This window comes from Corynebacterium mendelii (assembly GCF_017307055.1).
Lineage (GTDB): Bacteria > Actinomycetota > Actinomycetes > Mycobacteriales > Mycobacteriaceae > Corynebacterium > Corynebacterium mendelii.
The window spans coordinates 164,871-181,729 of the sequence record NZ_JAFLEQ010000003.1; the positions used below are offsets into that span (position 1 = coordinate 164,871).

At 65.5% G+C, this 16,859-nt stretch carries 9 protein-coding genes and 1 CRISPR repeat array; all 9 genes read left to right on the forward strand.

Annotated features, from left to right (window positions below):
• Positions 1-22 precede the first annotated feature (22 nt).
• On the forward strand, positions 23-205 hold the full coding sequence (locus JZY06_RS00720) for a hypothetical protein (RefSeq protein ID WP_207117565.1): 183 nt from the start codon (positions 23-25) through the stop codon (positions 203-205).
• A 117-nt stretch (positions 206-322) separates the two neighbouring features.
• Positions 323-3,808: a chromosome segregation protein SMC gene (smc, locus tag JZY06_RS00725; RefSeq protein ID WP_207117566.1), complete on the forward strand. Its 3,486-nt coding sequence runs from the start codon at positions 323-325 to the stop codon at positions 3,806-3,808.
• Positions 3,809-3,899: 91 nt separating this feature from the next.
• Complete coding sequence (locus JZY06_RS00730; RefSeq protein WP_207117567.1) at positions 3,900-4,211, forward strand: acylphosphatase; 312 nt, start codon at positions 3,900-3,902, stop codon at positions 4,209-4,211.
• Positions 4,212-4,258: 47 nt separating this feature from the next.
• A complete protein-coding gene (locus tag JZY06_RS00735) occupies positions 4,259-5,011 on the forward strand; it encodes a TSUP family transporter (protein WP_207117568.1) in 753 nt (250 codons plus the stop codon).
• A 273-nt stretch (positions 5,012-5,284) separates the two neighbouring features.
• Complete coding sequence (locus tag JZY06_RS00740; protein WP_207117569.1) at positions 5,285-9,145, forward strand: hypothetical protein; 3,861 nt, start codon at positions 5,285-5,287, stop codon at positions 9,143-9,145.
• Between the two features lie 223 nt (positions 9,146-9,368).
• Positions 9,369-11,744, forward strand: a complete 2,376-nt coding sequence (gene ftsY, locus JZY06_RS00745; protein ID WP_377768958.1) for a signal recognition particle-docking protein FtsY — start codon at positions 9,369-9,371, stop codon at positions 11,742-11,744.
• A gap of 58 nt (positions 11,745-11,802) precedes the next feature.
• Positions 11,803-13,416: direct repeats of the CRISPR family, unit length 28 nt; unit sequence GGATCAGCCCCGCTCGCGCGGGGAATAC.
• Positions 13,417-13,998: 582 nt separating this feature from the next.
• On the forward strand, positions 13,999-15,282 hold the full coding sequence (locus JZY06_RS00750) for an ammonium transporter (protein ID WP_242516488.1): 1,284 nt from the start codon (positions 13,999-14,001) through the stop codon (positions 15,280-15,282).
• A 236-nt stretch (positions 15,283-15,518) separates the two neighbouring features.
• On the forward strand, positions 15,519-15,857 hold the full coding sequence (locus JZY06_RS00755; RefSeq protein WP_207117571.1) for a P-II family nitrogen regulator: 339 nt from the start codon (positions 15,519-15,521) through the stop codon (positions 15,855-15,857).
• 39 nt (positions 15,858-15,896) lie between these two features.
• Positions 15,897-16,859: nucleotidyltransferase domain-containing protein (locus JZY06_RS00760; protein WP_207117572.1), on the forward strand; the 963-nt coding region annotated here is incomplete at its 3' end.

The window sequence follows — 16,859 nt, forward strand, 5'->3', positions numbered from 1 at the left end:
ACAACCAACAGCACAAGCCACCATGACGACACCCGACGACAAAGAAACAATCCGTCGCTTAACCGCGGAGATCGATGACAAAGACCGGCGCATCGCCGAGTTGACCGCCGAAGTTGAACGCGGCCGGAAGATCATCGCCATCATGCAGCAGGGGCATGAAAAACTACTGCGTCTCACCGAGCAGATCGAGGGCAAAACCCCCTGACACCACCGGCCCAGGGGTGAAGCACTCACCGTAATGGCCGCTGCCGGTGATGCCGGGGGCGCCGGGAAGGTGCGGCAACCACCGTGCGGGGTGGGCGGCAAATGTTAAAATCCCCCGGTGCATTTGAAATCGTTGACGCTGAAAGGATTCAAGTCCTTCGCGTCTGCGACGACCCTGAAATTCGAGCCGGGCATCTGCTGTGTCGTCGGCCCCAACGGCTCCGGTAAATCGAATGTGGTTGATGCCCTGGCCTGGGTGATGGGGGAGCAGGGGGCGAAAACCCTGCGCGGCGGGAAGATGGAGGACGTGATCTTCGCCGGCGCGGGATCACGCAAAGCGCTGGGCCGGGCAGAGGTGACGCTGACCATCGACAACTCCGATCAGGCGCTGCCGATCGACTATTCGGAGGTCTCGATCACCCGCCGGATGTTCCGCGACGGGGCCAGTGAATACGAGATCAACGGCTCCAAGGCCCGGCTGATGGATATCCAGGAGCTGCTCAGCGACTCCGGTATCGGCCGGGAGATGCACATTATTGTCGGCCAGGGTCGGCTGGCCGAGATTCTGCAGTCCAGGCCCGAGGAACGCCGCGCCTACATCGAAGAGGCCGCAGGCGTGCTCAAACACAAGCGGCGCAAAGAAAAAGCGCAGCGCAAACTGGTCGGCATGCAGGCCAACCTGGACCGGCTGGAGGATTTGACCGCGGAGCTGAAAAAGCAGCTCAAACCCCTGGCCCGGCAGGCGCAGGCGGCGCAGAAAGCCGCCACCGTGCAAGCAGAACTCAGGGAAGCGAAAACCAACCTCGCCGTCGACAAGCTTTTGCACTTGACCGAAGAGTCTGCCGCGGCGCGCCGGACCGCCTCCGCGCGTGCCGCCGAGCTGGCGCAGGCAGAAAAAGACCTGGCCGGCCTGGAGGCGGAAGAAGAAGACATCGCCACCACGCTCGCCGAGATCATCCCCCGGGCGGACGCCTCCCAAAAACTGTGGTTCGACCTGTCATCCCTGGCTGAACGGGTCTCGGCGACGGCCCGCATTGCCGCGGACCGGGCGAAAAACCAGTCGGAGGCCACCGCTTTCACCGGGGAAGATCCCGAGGAGCTGGCCGCCCGGGCAGCAGCGGCCGACGCGGAGCTTGAGCGCCTGGAAGAAGAGGTGGACATCGCCGCCGAACGACTGGAATCGATTCGGGACAGTGTCGAGGCGAAAAAAGAAGCCGCCCGCAACGCCGAAGCGGAGCTGTCCAGACGCCTGCGGGCCATCGCCGACCGGCGGGAAGGCGTGGTGCGTCTTCTGGCCGCCGAAGAATCCCAGCGCGCCCAAATAGCCCGGCTGGAACATGACGCCGAAACACTGGCCACCACGGTCGCCGACTTCGATGAACGGGTGCGCCTGACCGGCCTGGAGGCGGTCACCGCGGCCGATGACCTCACCCAGGCGACCCGCAACCGGGAACCTCTGGCCGAGAGACTCCGGCAGGCCACCCAGGAAGCCGACGAAGCCGAAGCCCGCCTGGAACAATTGCGGGAGAAAGAAAAAGACCTGGAGCGTCATGTCTCCCGGCTGTCGTCCAGGATTGACACACTGTCGTCGACGATGCCGAAAGCCCCCGCCGCACAGGTGCTGGCCGGGATCGGCGACTACCGCGACCTGGCCGGGCTGATGACCGTCGAGGACGGCTACGCCACCGCCTGCGCGGCAGCGCTGGGCACCCACGCCAGCGCCCTGGCCGGAGCAATCGACATCCCGGAGCTTGACGGTATCGACCACACCGGGATTGCCCGCACCACCGTGGTGGCAACCACTAGCGACACCACCGGGGGGCGGTGGCGGCTGGACGCCGATCTTCCCGCCGGGGCCGGCTGGCTGCTCGACCACATCGACATCGATGCCCGGATCAGCGCCCCGATCACCCGGCTGTTGGCCGATGTGGTGGTGGTTGATTCACCGGAGATCGCCCAGGCTGTTGTGGCCGCCGACCCGCGGCTGAAAGCAGTGGATCTGTCCGGCACACTGCGCGGCCACGGCTGGCTGGAGATCGGGCAGGGCGCAACCAACCCGGTGACCACCCGGGCGCAGATCGCGGACGCGGAAAAACACCTGGCACAGGCGGAAAAAGAACTCGGCACACTGTCGGGCACCCTGGAAGGTGCGGCGACAGCCGCCGGTGAAGCACGGGTCAACCAGGCCTCGGCCACCGCCGCGCTGCGGGAGCACGACATCACCGTCGAACAGTTGACCCGGGACGCCAACCGGCTGTCAGCCCAGGCCAGGGCCACCGAAGCGGAACGGGACCGGGCCGCACAGCGGCGTGACAGCGCCGGAGAGCAGCTGGAGGCACTGCGCGCCGAACTCGCCGACACCCTCGACAGGCTGGCCAGAGCCGACGATCCCGACCAGCTGGATGAACCGGACACCGGGGACAAAGAACGGGCGCAGCAGGAACTCGAACAAGTCACCGCCATGGAGGTGGAAGCCCGCCTGGCGTTGCGCACCGCCGAGGAACGCGCCGGGCAGATCAAAGGACGCGGCGACAGTCTGCGGCGGCGGGCACAAGCCGAAGCGCAGGCCAAAGCACGCCACGACAAAGCCATGGAGGCCCGGAAGCAGTATGCCGCGGTGGCTGCGGCCGTCCACGGGCATGCCCTCAAGCTGGGGGACCGGGTCGCCGATGCCACCGCCCGGGCGGCGACGCGCCGTGACCGGTTGGCGGAGGAGAAAAAACAGGCCAGTGACTCACAGGCCCGGGTGAAAACCGCGGTGGGCTACAAACGCCAGCAGCTGGCCGGACTGACCGAGGCAGCGCACAAGGCCGACCTTGCGGCCTCCGCCGCCGCGGTGCGCCTCGAACAGGCCGAACAGGCCGTGCACTCGCAGATGGGGATCCCGCCGGCGGCACTGCTGGACAGCCACCGGCTGCCGGAAGATTTCGACCGGGAAGAAGAACAGCAGCGGCTGGCCCGGGCAGAGAAATCGTTGTCGTCCCTGGGGAAAGTCAACCCGTTGGCGCTGGAGGAGTATAAAGCCCTCGAGGAGCGCTACACCTTCCTGGCCGGGCAGCTGGCCGATGTGGAACAGGCCCGGGCGGATCTGCGCGGGGTGATCGAGGAAGTCGACGGGAAAATCCTCACCCTGTTCACCGACGCGTGGCGGGACGTGGAAAAAGAATTCCCGGCCGTGTTCGAAACCCTCTTCCCGGGCGGTACCGGACGGCTGGTGCTCACCGACCCGGACGATATGCTCACCACCGGCATCGAGGTGGAGGCCCGCCCGCCGGGCAAAAAAGTCACCCGCCTGACACTTCTGTCCGGCGGGGAGAAATCCCTGACCACCCTGGCGATGCTGGTGGCGATTTTCAAAGCCCGCCCCAGTCCCTTCTACGTGCTCGACGAAGTGGAGGCCGCCCTCGACGACGTCAACCTGCGCCGCCTGATCGCCCTGCTCAAGCAGCTGCGCCACGACTCCCAGCTGATCGTGATCACCCACCAGAAACCCACCATGGAAGTGGCCAATGTGCTCTACGGGGTGACCATGCGCGGCGACGGGGTTACCCGGGTGATCTCCCAGCGGATGAATCCGCCCGCGGATGAGACCAAAGATGAGTAGGTCCGCCGGGACCCGGCCGCGTCGCCGGGTGAGCTGCCCACCCTTAGTGCCGTCGGCTGTTGTGCCGCTGCCCTGAAACAAGGAGAACCCCATGTCAGACCAATGTGACGGCGAACCAGGTCCTGTCGTGCGCGTGACCGCCTGGGTGCACGGGCGTGTGCAGGGGGTGGGTTTTCGCTGGTGGACCAGAAGCCGGGCACTGGAACTCGGGCTGTCGGGGTCTGCCACCAACTACGCCGACGGGCGGGTGCTCGTTGCCGCGGAAGGACCCCGCGCCCAGTGTGAAAGGCTGGTGGAATTGCTTTCACAGCAACCGTCGACCGCCGGCAGGCCGGGGCGGGTCGGGCAGGTGTTCACCACGTGGGGCAGCCCGAAAGGCGCCACCGGTTTCGTCGCACGCTGACCGGCACCCGGCAGAGCAAAACCGGATGAGCCGATAGGCTGGCCGACATGATTGTTCTCGCCTGCGTCGTGTTCGTCATGATGATGCTCGGGGCGGGTGTGCAGCGGGTCACTGGATTGGGTTTCGGCCTGGTGGCCGCCACCGGTTTGAGCCTGGTTCTCGGGCCGGTCGGCGGGATAGTGCTGCTCAACGTGGTCGGACTGGTGTTCAACCTGGTGATGATCCGCCAGGTCTGGCGGGAGATCAGCTGGTCGAAAGTGGCGCTTCTGGCCCCGTGGGCAGCCGCTGCCACCATTCCCGGGGCCTGGCTGATAACCGTCACCCCCACCGCTGTGCTGCAGGTCATCGTCGGGGTGGTGCTGGTGGCGGCCCTGGCGGTGGTCACCGTCGGACGCAACCGGATCAGACCCACCAGCAGCCGGTGGGCGGCGATCACCGCCGGGACGGCTTCTGGTCTGGCTGCCACCGTCGCCGGTGTGCCGGGGCCGCCGCTGACCGTCTACGCGCAGGCCACCGGCTGGAAAGGCCCCGGTTTCGTGGCGTCGCTGCAGCCGGTGTTCACGGTGACCACGCTGGCCACCCTGGCCGCCAAAGGCGGGGCGGGGCTGGTTGATGTGTCGGTCATCCCGTGGTGGGTGTGGGTCACCGGCAGTCTCGGCATGGTCACCGGCCTGGCCGCGGGAACCGTGATCGCCGGAAAAGTCGACGAAAACAGGGCGTTCACTGTGACGGTGCTGCTGGCTGCCGTCGGTGCCCTGGCGGTGGTGGCACAGGGGGCTGCGGCGGTGGCCGCAGGCTAGCCGGGATGTCCGCCGGGATCCGCACAACCCGGCACCGCAAAGCCGCCATACGGAACCCGATCGCCGGTATGCTGTGGCAACGGATGTTTTTCACGCCCCGGGTCAGCCGCGGATAGCCGGCATCAGCCCTGCGCATCAGCTAGGTTGGCCTTTTCCGGTTGTTCCCGCCCGGCAATCGGTGGCCCGGCGCGCCGGGAGAAACCCGGTGAGGCGGGCCGGTGGGAAACAACCGCATCAACTACTCGTGCTAATCCCCAAGGCGGTGCATGTTCCTTGCCAACCGGCGGTGCCAACCCAATTGCCGATCCCGCAGACTCGCTTTTAGGCTGGGCCAGCGAAACCGAACTGAAACTGGGGCACGGATGCTCCACGGTGTCGTTGTTCTGCTGCCTCGACTTCACCGACGACGAACTTGAACGCATCGAGCGTTTCTACGGCACCTTCATCACCCGGCAGCGGGCGGCCGGGGCCGGGGCGAAGGATCTGCTCGCCATCACCCCGACACTGGCAGTGGCGACCCTGGTCGGCCGGGCCGCCAGAATGATCGACCGCCGCAGTTTTTTCACCGAATGGGCCGGTGGTCTGGGGATTTCACAGGACACGGAATTTATTGCCGAGGTGGAAAACACGGCGGTTGATCTGGTGGCCTCCACCGGTCTCACCGCCCCGGAAGGGCTGGATGATCCGGTCAGCCTCTTCGCGCTGCACGCCGGGATCACCGCCGGGGAAATCCCGTGGATTCTGCAGCTGCTCGACGGATTGGCCGAAGCGTCGGGGGAGAAGGTGGCGCAGGTTCCCCGCGGCCACATCCACACCATTGACGATGTGTCGGCCGCCCGGGCGGGCAGCTACAGTGCCCGGGATGTCGTCGGGATGCTGGCCAGTGGCGCGGCCGCCGACTACATCGGCCCGGCCGACCACCCCGAGGCCGACTGCTACCCGCATATCGGACACGACCTGACGGTTTCACAGACAATCGCCGCCCACGCCCCGGAATTTTATGAGCCGCTGATCGCCGGGTTGATGGCGCTGCGCACCGAAACAGTGGCCGATCCGGTCTGCTGGCTGCGTAAAATCAGCCACACCGATGTCGCCCTGCCCGCCCTGGTGTTCAATGCGGCTTTCGCCGAACTGCGGGAACGCCCCGCAGGCACCGCCCACCGGTCGTGGGCTGTGGGGGTGGCCACCCGGGAATGGGAGCCGCGGATCATTTTCGACCCGGTGCGGGAAAAAGTGTGCCTGCGGCTTCCCGAACAGCTGCTGCCCGAAGACGGTTCCGACATCCATTGGCGGGTCAGTGTCGGCGGCACCACCCGCATCCACCGGACCGGGCCGGCCTGGGGATCAAGCTCACCCTATTCGGAGGCCCTCGATTTGGCCGTCGACAAGCAGGTGCGGGAGATCGCGGTCACCGACACCGCCAACAACGCCCACTGGGTGCTGCCGGTGGTCGACAACGACGACCCGGTGCTGCTGTTTACCACCAAAGGCTTCAACATCACCGACAAAGCCTCCCTGCACTACCGGCAGCTGGTGGTGGTCCACCCCCATGACGCCACCATCACCGATCCGGTGACGGGCCGGTCCATCACTGTCTCGTCCACCCGGGAGTTGAAGGGCTGGAAAGGCTGGGTTGTTTCCACGGTGGATGTTTCCGCCGCGGAAGGCATCCAGGTGGTGCGTGCCGGAACCCAGCCGTCGCCGGCCACGCAGGTCCGCTGTATTGATGCCCGCCGCCGGGCGGTGTTCACCTCCGCCACACCCGCGGCCGGCGGACTGGTGAGTTCCTCCGGTCTTGCCGTCCACCCGGACAGCCTGGTCGCCGAATTCCCGCCCACCCTGTCGGGTACCGATGAACGCTGGTGGCTGTCGATTTCCGCCTATGCCGGACCGGGGCAGGCGGGGGAGGAAATCTCCGACCCGGAGCCGCTGGATGTGCCGGCCGAGGGCGGACTGTTCGATGTGTTCGACCCCGAGGCCTACGACGACCCGTGGGTGGGTGAATATTTGGTGCGGCTGCGCGGCCCGCGCAACGAATCGTTCCGCCACCAGTACGCCATTGTGGAAGGCCTGGTGGCCACCGGGTCAGTCGGCGGCGGGGAAGTGTCGGTCCGCATCCCCGCCGAAGGTGGGCTGACCCGGGCGGCGATGGCGCTTGCGGCCGGGGGTAAACCCTTTGCCGCCTCCCCGCGCACCATCACCGTCGACCCCGGCCAGCCGGCCGGGGTGTCGGTGATATCCACCGATTCCGGTGACAGTCTGCCGGTGCGCTGGATTCCGCCGAAATTGCTGTTTAGCGTGCCGGTGGTCACCTCCCCGCCGATGTGGCGCACCTCCCGGATGTTTTTGTCCCCCGGGCAGATCGACGGCGAGGCGGTCCTGCGTATCCGCTGCGCGACATCGATGGTCGCACCCCGGGTGCAGGTGCGCAATGCCCACGGCTCCCCGCTGGCCACGGTCACTCTTTCCACCGTCAATGACGTCACCTACACCGCGCCGACGAAACGGCTGGTGCAGGCCTGCGCCGCCACCGGCCGGGGATCGCTGGAAGCGGAATGGACCGACCCCAACTCAGGCAACAAAATCTCGGTCACCCTGGCGGTGATCAGCGGCCAACCGCTGGCCACGGGGGCGAGCATCAGCGATGGTGTGCTCACCCTGGAAGGCACCGACCCGGCCCGGCCCACCGGCTGCTGGGTGTGGCCGGCCACCGCGCCCTGGGAGTTCGGCCGCACCTTTGTCGCCGACGCTGATGGCCGCATCCGCCTTCCGGATGTCTTCGCCGGGGCCGGTCCGTTGACCGTGCAGCCGCACTCGGGTGATCCCTTCACCAATCTGCGCGCCCCCCTGGTCCCCGGACCGACGGCATTTCTTGCCGCCCAGCCGGGCCACTACACCGCGGGCCGGGAAGAAATGAACCAGCTGTCGGCCTTTTTGGCCGGTGCCAGTGACCGGGTGCCCGGCGATCCGGCGGTCATGCCGGTTCTGTGGGAGGTCTATGAATCACTGCCCGCCACCGCCGACGGGCAGCTCACCCCGGCAGCCCACGGTGAGCCGGCCGTCACTCCCGGCCAGGCCGCGGCACACCCCGACGACCACGCCGGACAAGCAGCCACGGACGGTGACAGTACCGCCGGGCCGGTGCCTGTTGATCCCCGGCAGGCGGTGCTGACGGCACTGAAAGCCCACCCGGCCGCAGCATTGAAGGGACTGTCCGATTCCCTGGTGCCGGTCAATCTCCTGCCCGGCAGGCTGATCAGCTCCTCACTGGTGACAGTCACCTTCGACGATCCGGTCGATATCACCGACGACCACAAAAACCCCTGGATCAGCACCCTGGTGGCACTCGGTGCCCTGCCCGGCCTGTTCAGCGCCGCCGATGACGGTGGCGAGGAATTCGGCGACGGGGCCACCGACGGATTATCCGGCGGCGGGGACAAAGCGGCCGGGGCCGAAGACGACGGGACCGACGGCGGGGCCGGGGCTTCCACTCCCGCCACCCGCCGTCAGGCCGTCGACGCCTGGCGGGAGGTCCTCGACCATCTGGAGCGCACCGCGGGCAAGCGGTTGATCGAAACGTTGGCCACCGGCCGGGACCACACCCTGGAAACCGCCTGTGTCGACCAGCAGACCGTGGCGATAGCCAGAATGGACAAAGCCCAGCAGGACGCCCTGCTGGACATGTTTTTCAACCGTGCGGAGATCGTTCCCGGCCCGATCATGGACGATGAGGCGCGCATCCTGGCGGTGTTTGAAACCTTCAACCGCAATGAGCAGCTGTCGCGGATGCTGGCCGACCGGACGCTGATCACCGCGGCGGTGAAACTGCTCAAGGCGCTGCGCGGGACCAACCGGCATCTCTACCAGGCGGCGAGGGTCCGTTTCGACAAACTGGGCGACACCGACACCGGGGAGCAGAAAAACATCTGGGCACTGGCCCCGGTGGTGTCCCTGGTGTTCGCACTGGCAGCCCGGCTGCACGCCCACGGAAAAATGGAGAAGTCGAAACTGCTCACCCAGGCTGCCGCCGGATGGTCGGCCCTGGCGGATGTGGTCCCCGATCTGGTGGTCGGCGATCTCATCGCCGCGGAAGCCATGGTGCTGGCCAGCCTGCACCCGGGTATCGCCGGGTAAAACATCACCCCTGGCCGCATGATGTTGCCTGGTTCACTTCCCGGCACGTCACACCGGATACCGCCACCACCCCGTTGACCGGCTCATCTGCTGGTGAACGGGGTGTGCGGTCCCCTGCCCGTCGAATCAAAACGGCAGGTGGTAACGACCAGGCCCCCCGCCGTCACAGCGGAAGGCGGGTTCGCCGTGCCAAGCCAGGGCACAATGTGCAAACATAGTTGCCATGGACTCCAACGACTCGCAGGGCATCGTCGACCAATTCATGGCCAACCCCACCTGGCAGATTGCTGCCGTGGTGGTGCTTGTGCTTCTTCTTCTGGCGATCGTGGTTATCGTCGGCCTGAAGCGCCGCAAAGCGAAAATGGTCTCTTTCGGCGATGACGACGATGATGCTGTGGAACAGGGTGAGACAAAGCAACTCACGCAGGAGCAGAAATCCGGCAACTACCAGGCGCACGGTGGTTTCAATTTCGCCCCGGCCGTCAAACAGCCCCACAGCAACGCACCGGCGGCGGCCGCCGCGGGCACCACAGCTGCCGCTGCAGCGGTTCCGGATACAGCGGCCGGGACCGGCCGTGAAGCCGATACCGCCGAAGCCGACACCGGCCGGCATGCCGCCCACGGTGGGCAGACCACCCCGAGTACCACGATTGGCGCCGGGGAGGATGCCACGGCACCTGCACGGCACGCCAAACCGGAAACGACCCCGCCGGACGATGGCACCGCCGATGACACTGCCGGGGACAACGGCAATGATGACGGCGACAGTGAGCACACCCCCTCCCGGGCACGCCTGGGGATGGGTAATTTGACCGACGAGGAGATCGAGCGTCGTTCCGCCGAATCCGAGGCCAATATCCGGCAGCGCGAAGCCGAACGCCGCGCCAAAGCCGAAGAGGAAGCCCGCAAAAAACAACGCGAAGAAGAAGACAAAGACGACACGCTGGTGGCCAGCAGCTACCACAGCGCCGTCACCGAGGCCGATGAGTCTGATGACCGCGACGAGTCACCGTTGACCGCACCGGAAATCCCGGTCGATGATCTCGACGATGAACCGGGATCGATCTTCAGCCAGCTGGCCCACAACAAAGGCGGCATGTCCGTCGGCTCCTACCCGGCCCCGGCGAAAAAGACCCCGGGACCGGACAGCCGCGACAATGATCCACTCACCGCGGATCTGAGCACGCTGCATCTTGACGATGACCTCACCACCCCGCAGTCGCCGGAACCGGCCGGGGACAAAACCCCGCCTGCCGAGGCAGACCCCCACACCGAGGTGTCCGGGGACGCGGAAGCCGGACAAGACGGCACCAACCAAACCACCCCGGCAGCTGACACCGATGACGCCGCCGAAGGAGATCGTCCCCACCGGGTGAACGCCGAGGGCGACGCTAAGTCCGACAAGGCACAACCAGTAGCCGAATCCGGCGCCGACACACCGGATACCCCCGCCGCCGATACTGCCGTCGACAGCCAGACGGCTGCCACAGACGACACCGCCGAACCGGAAACAACTGATCAGGCCGAAGCCGAAGCAGAAGCAACGGAAGCCGCGGCCGCCGCAGCCGCAGCAGCGGAAAAAGCAGGCGACGCCAAACAGCAGACACCTGCCCCGGTCGGCCCCACCCCGGCGGCCCAAACCGCGGCTGAAGCGCAGGCCGCGGCTCGTGGTGACATTGCCCCGGCCAAGGGCCGTCTGGGCAAGCTGCGGGGCCGGCTGGCCCGCTCCCAGAACGTGATCGGTCAGGGTGTTCTGGGTATTTTGTCCGCGGGCGACCTTGACGAGGATGCCTGGGAGGAAATTGAGGACACCCTGCTGATGGCGGATCTGGGCACCGCCACCACCATGCGCGTGGTGGACAAACTCCGCGACACCATCGCCGAGCGCGGTGTGTCTTCTGAAGCCGACGCCCGTGCCATGCTGCGGGAAACCCTCATCGACGCCTGCAAACCGGAAATGGACCGCTCAATCAGGGCCATGCCCAATGACGGCAAGCCCGCGGTTATTTTGATGGTCGGTGTCAATGGCACCGGTAAAACCACCACCACCGGCAAACTGGCCCGCGTGCTGGTCTCTATGGGGCACACCGTGCTTTTGGGGGCTGCCGACACCTTCCGTGCCGCTGCCGTCGATCAGCTCGATACCTGGGGCCGCCGGGTGGGTGCTGAAACCGTCCGCGGTGAAGAAGGCGCCGATCCTGCATCGGTCGCCTTTGATGCCGTGGCCAAAGGCGTCGAAGACGGTCTTGACGTTGTTCTCATCGACACCGCCGGCCGTTTGCACACCTCCACCTCGCTGATGGACCAGCTCGGAAAAGTCAAGCGTGTCGTGGAGAAAAAGACCCATGTCGACGAGGTACTGCTGGTTCTGGATGCCACTGTCGGGCAGAACGGAGTCAACCAGGCCCGTATCTTCCGGGATGTCGTCGACATCACCGGTGTGGTGTTGACCAAGCTCGACGGCACCGCCAAGGGCGGAATCGTCTTCCAGGTGCAGGAAGAGCTCGGAGTCCCGGTGAAACTGGTGGGCCTTGGCGAAGGCGCGGACCACCTGGCACCGTTTGAACCCGAGTCCTTCGTGGACGCGCTTCTCGGTTAAAACCCGCTTCAACGAATAAATCCCCGCTACCCACAAGATTGTGGTAGCGGGGATTTTCCGATCATCCCCGCTCGCGCGGGGAATACGCAGGGGTCGACGACACAGGCGCACGACCGCGGGGATCAGCCCCGCTCGCGCGGGGAATACGGTGTAAGGCTCCGAGGTGCGCACTATTTCCAGGGATCAGCCCCGCTCGCGCGGGGAATACGGGGTGGTCAGATGTGACACCGCAAAGGCCCCCGGATCAGCCCCGCTCGCGCGGGGAATACGACAAGCTGGAAGGCCGGGACATGGAGCTGACGGGATCAGCCCCGCTCGCGCGGGGAATACGGTGTAAGGCTCCGAGGTGCGCACTATTTCCAGGGATCAGCCCCGCTCGCGCGGGGAATACTACGCTCCGGCACCGGTACGCGACCGCCTGCTAGGATCAGCCCCGCTCGCGCGGGGAATACTACAAAGACGTAGCCGAGGGCGTGCGCGATGCAGGATCAGCCCCGCTCGCGCGGGGAATACATTTGCGCTGCCCCGGCAAGCTGGATCGACCCCGGATCAGCCCCGCTCGCGCGGGGAATACGCCCCCAAATCCTTTCCGTCCGCGATATCGGTAGGATCAGCCCCGCTCGCGCGGGGAATACGAGTTCGTTCTTCCGCACACCGGGGTTGAACGAGGATCAGCCCCGCTCGCGCGGGGAATACTGCAACCTTTTTCACCACTATCGGGTGCACCCAGGATCAGCCCCGCTCGCGCGGGGAATACACCGGTGGCCGACCATCATTCGCGTGCCATGAAGGATCAGCCCCGCTCGCGCGGGGAATACAAAGTGAGCGCCCGCCCCGCCGTGACGGTGTCGGGATCAGCCCCGCTCGCGCGGGGAATACCCTCCGGGACGGCAACGTGGTTCTCTTCCTAGGGGATCAGCCCCGCTCGCGCGGGGAATACATAGTTTCGTGGTTTTGCGCCATTCTGCGCCCAGGATCAGCCCCGCTCGCGCGGGGAATACAATAGTCCGCAGGAAACGCCGCCGGATTATTCAGGATCAGCCCCGCTCGCGCGGGGAATACTTGTTGCCGTCAGTTCCATTTTCAAACCTTCCAGGATCAGCCCCGCTCGCGCGGGGAATACCCACCTGACCGCACCGGAAGAATACGTTCGTCGGGATCAGCCCCGCTCGCGCGGGGAATACAATCCGACAAGCGGAAAAGCCCAGGCCATTTGGGGATCAGCCCCGCTCGCGCGGGGAATACCATTTTTGATCCAGTCCCAGGCACCGGTGAAGAGGATCAGCCCCGCTCGCGCGGGGCATACGCCTGGCGATTGTAGATAGCCATGTGGGGTTCCGGATCAGCCCCGCTCGCGCGGGGAATACGCGCTCCCGCCGCTCGGAACACCATGCTCGAACGGATCAGCCCCGCTCGCGCGGGGAATACCCGCGGGTTTGGTGGTGATGGGCCGGGGTGTGGGGATCAGCCCCGCTCGCGCGGGGAATACCGGAGTGTAAGGCTGCGGCAGGGGCGGTCCACGGGATCAGCCCCGCTCGCGCGGGGAATACTGCCGATCTTTTGACGCCCCGTAACCGAATCAAGGATCAGCCCCGCTCGCGCGGGGAATACTCAACCGGCCCGAACCCGCCGGAAAAACCCGACGGATCAGCCCCGCTCGCGCGGGGAATACACTTTTTAAGCTGGGATTATGCAGCTACTCTATGCGGTTTTACTTCACTTTAGTCTGAGTTAGGTTTTTTCGCATTTCAGGAGTTTTCCTGTTGAGGAGACATCATCTGTGGTGTCCTGGCCGAGGAGATGCTGGCCTCGCCCGATCTCGGGGTTTCGGGTGTGGTGGGTGGGGCAGCAGTGTACGGACTTTGCCCTGAAACGGGGGTCGGTTGATGTGGGTGCGGAATTGATGTCTCGTCCTTGGGGGATGGTGATGTTTTCACCTGCGGCCGGGGGTGGTGTCACCCTGTGACGGATCGTCAATTTGCCTGGTAAATGGTGGCCATGGGGGGTTATTTGTGAGTAAACCTGTCAGTCAATAGAAAAACTGTTTTCTATTGACCTATAGTTAATTTCCGCAGCGTAATTCCCGTCACAGTGAGGTGGGGGAATCGTCTGCGGGTATTTTTGTTTTTGTCCGTTTTTTCCTTCATCGACGGAGTTTCCTATGTCAGATGTGACAGCCCATGTAGCCCAGACCCTGCTTCTCGCGGAGTCGTCCGCCGATTCGGCGGGTGTATCCGCCGCCAACACCGCCTGGATGCTGTTTTCAGCGGCAGCCGTTTTGATGATGACTCCGGCATTGGCCTTCTTCTACGGCGGGATGTCCCGTCAGAAGTCTGTGCTGAACATGATGATGATGAGCTTTGGCTCATTGATGGTCGTGATCATGATTTATGTCGGCTGGGGGTGGTCGATGAGCTACGGTGATCAGTCGATTGCCGGGATTGTGGCCAATCCCTTCCAGTATTTCGGACTCAAAGACACCATTTTCGCCGCTGATGGTTCGATCGCCATCGGCCCCAACGGTTATGCCACGATTCTTGATGTGGGCTTCCAGATGACGTTTGCCGTTATTGCGGTGGCGTTGATCTCCGGGGCGCTGGCCGAACGTGTCAAATGGGCCTCCTGGCTTGTTTTCGCCGGACTGTGGGCCACCTTCGCCTACTTCCCGCTGGCCCACATGGTGTGGGGCGGGGGGCTGCTCAGCCACGCCGAAGGCTCCGTTCCGGCGATGATGTTCGGTACCGACACTGTCCACGGTGAGGTCTCCGCGGCTGTTCATCCCATTGACTTTGCCGGTGGTGTGGTTGTCCACATCTCAGCGGGAACCGCCGCACTGGTGCTGGCCTACATTGTCGGCCACCGCAATGGTTTCCTGCGTTCCCCGCACCGTCCCCACAACATTCCGCTGACAATGCTCGGGGCGTCGCTTCTGTGGTTCGGCTGGGCCGGTTTCAACGGTGGTTCCGCTTTCGGCGCCACTGGCCTGGCTGCATTGGCCTGGGTCAATACCGCGGTGGCCGCTGCCGCCGCCACCGCCGGCTGGCTGATTGTCGAGCGTGTGCGCGACGGTCACGCCACTTCTCTCGGCGCGGCTTCCGGTGTGGTGGCCGGTCTTGTCACCATCACCCCGGCGGCCGGGGATTTGACCCCGGTGACCTCCATTGCCGCCGGTGTGATCGGTGGCGCGGTGGCGGCGTTGGGGGTGGGGATCAAATACCGCTTCAAATTCGACGACTCGCTGGATGTGGTGGGGGTGCACCTGATGGCCGGACTGTGGGGGACGGTGGCCATCGGATTGTTCGCCACCGACAGGGGGCTGTTCACCGGCGGCGGGATGTACGGGCTGAAGCTGACTGTCGTGCAGATTGTGATCGCTGTGGTGGCGATGGTGTTCACCGCCATTGTCACCGCGATCATCGCCTACGCCATCAAAGCCGGTCTCGGCTGGCGCATCGACCGCGAGCACGAGTTCAACGGCATCGACTTTGCCCAGCACGGCGAAACCGCCTACGACCATGCCGGCGCCGATGTCAGGTAGCCGCAGATGGGCAAAAACATCGGCGACGCCCCGCGGCCGCCGGGCTGCGGCTTGCACCATCGCATCGGCTTCGCGGGGCGCGGCAAGGCGATAGACTTGGACAACGCAACCACCACTGCCGCCGGGCGGCGGCAGCACCGTCACCCTTCCGGGTTGTTGTCCATCCGGGTTGCCGCACAACCGTCCATGACCACGACACAGATCACCACCGAGCGCTCTAGGCCAGGGAAAGCACCATGAAACTTGTAACCGCCATTGTCAAACCTTTCACCCTCACCGACATCAAGGAAGCCCTCGAACAGCTGGGCGTGCACGGGATGACCGTCACCGAAACCCAGGGCTTCGGCCAGCAGAAAGGCCACACCGAGGTCTACCGCGGTGCCGAGTACGCCGTCGACTTCGTGCCGAAAGTCAAAGTCGAGGTTGTTATCGGCGACGATGCGACCGCCGATGTCGTTGACGCGATCATGAACGCCGCCCGCACCGGAAAAATCGGCGACGGCAAAATCTGGGTCACCCCCGTCGAGCAGCTGGTGCGCGTACGCACCGGTGAATCCGGCGAGAGCGCCGTCTAGCCGCGGCCCCTTTTTTCACAAGGAGCCTGGTTTCTTCCCGTGGATCCCATATCCGGCACACAGCCTGTCGGTGACACCGCTGCACCGGCCCCCGCCGACATCCGCCGCCACACTGTCGCTGCGGCGATGGATTTCGTGCGCGCCGTGACGGTTCCGCCCGGGTGCGCCCTGGCCGCCACCGGCTCGCTGGCCCGGGCGGAGATGACACCGTATTCCGACATTGATGTCATGCTCATCCGCCCGGAGAACTTCCCCCGCTCAGCATCGGGTGATCAACAGCTGGCGGCTGTCGGCTACGCCCTGTGGGACGGGCCGTGGCGGGTGGATCATTCGGTGCGCACCCCGGCGGAGGCGGTGGCGGTGACCATCGAGGACGCCACCGCCGGTTTCGCGCTGCTGGATCTGGTGCACATCAGCGGTGACAAAGCGTTGACCGCGGCCACCCGCACAGCGGTGCTGGCCGCCTGGCGGCGGCACTGCGCCAAACATTTCCAGCAGGTCACCGACACTGCCATTGCCCGCTGGGCGCGCAGCGGATCACTGGTGACCATGACCAGGCCGGATATCAAACACGGCCGCGGGGGACTGCGCGACCACGAGTTCCTGCGCGCTTTGTCGCTGGCCAATTTGTGCGACACCCCCGATCTCAGCGGGCAACGCCGTCTGCTGCTGGATGTGCGCACCCTGCTGCATGTGGCCACCCGGCGCTCCCGGGAAATCCTCGACCCGGAATTCGCCGTCGACATTGCCCGCCAGCTCGGCTACGCCGACCGCTACGAGTTGGCCGCGGCGATCGCCCAGGCGGGGCGGGACATCGACAAAGCGGTCGCCCAGGGCCTGCTGACCGCCCGCAGCCTGCTGCCGCGGGGATCGGTGTTTTCCGGCAAACGCCGCCAGCGGCTGGATGTCGGTGTCGTCGACGCCGGGGGATATGTCACCATCACCGACAAAATACCGGCGGAAGCGAAAAATTCCCGTGCCCGTGACGTCGACCCGGATATC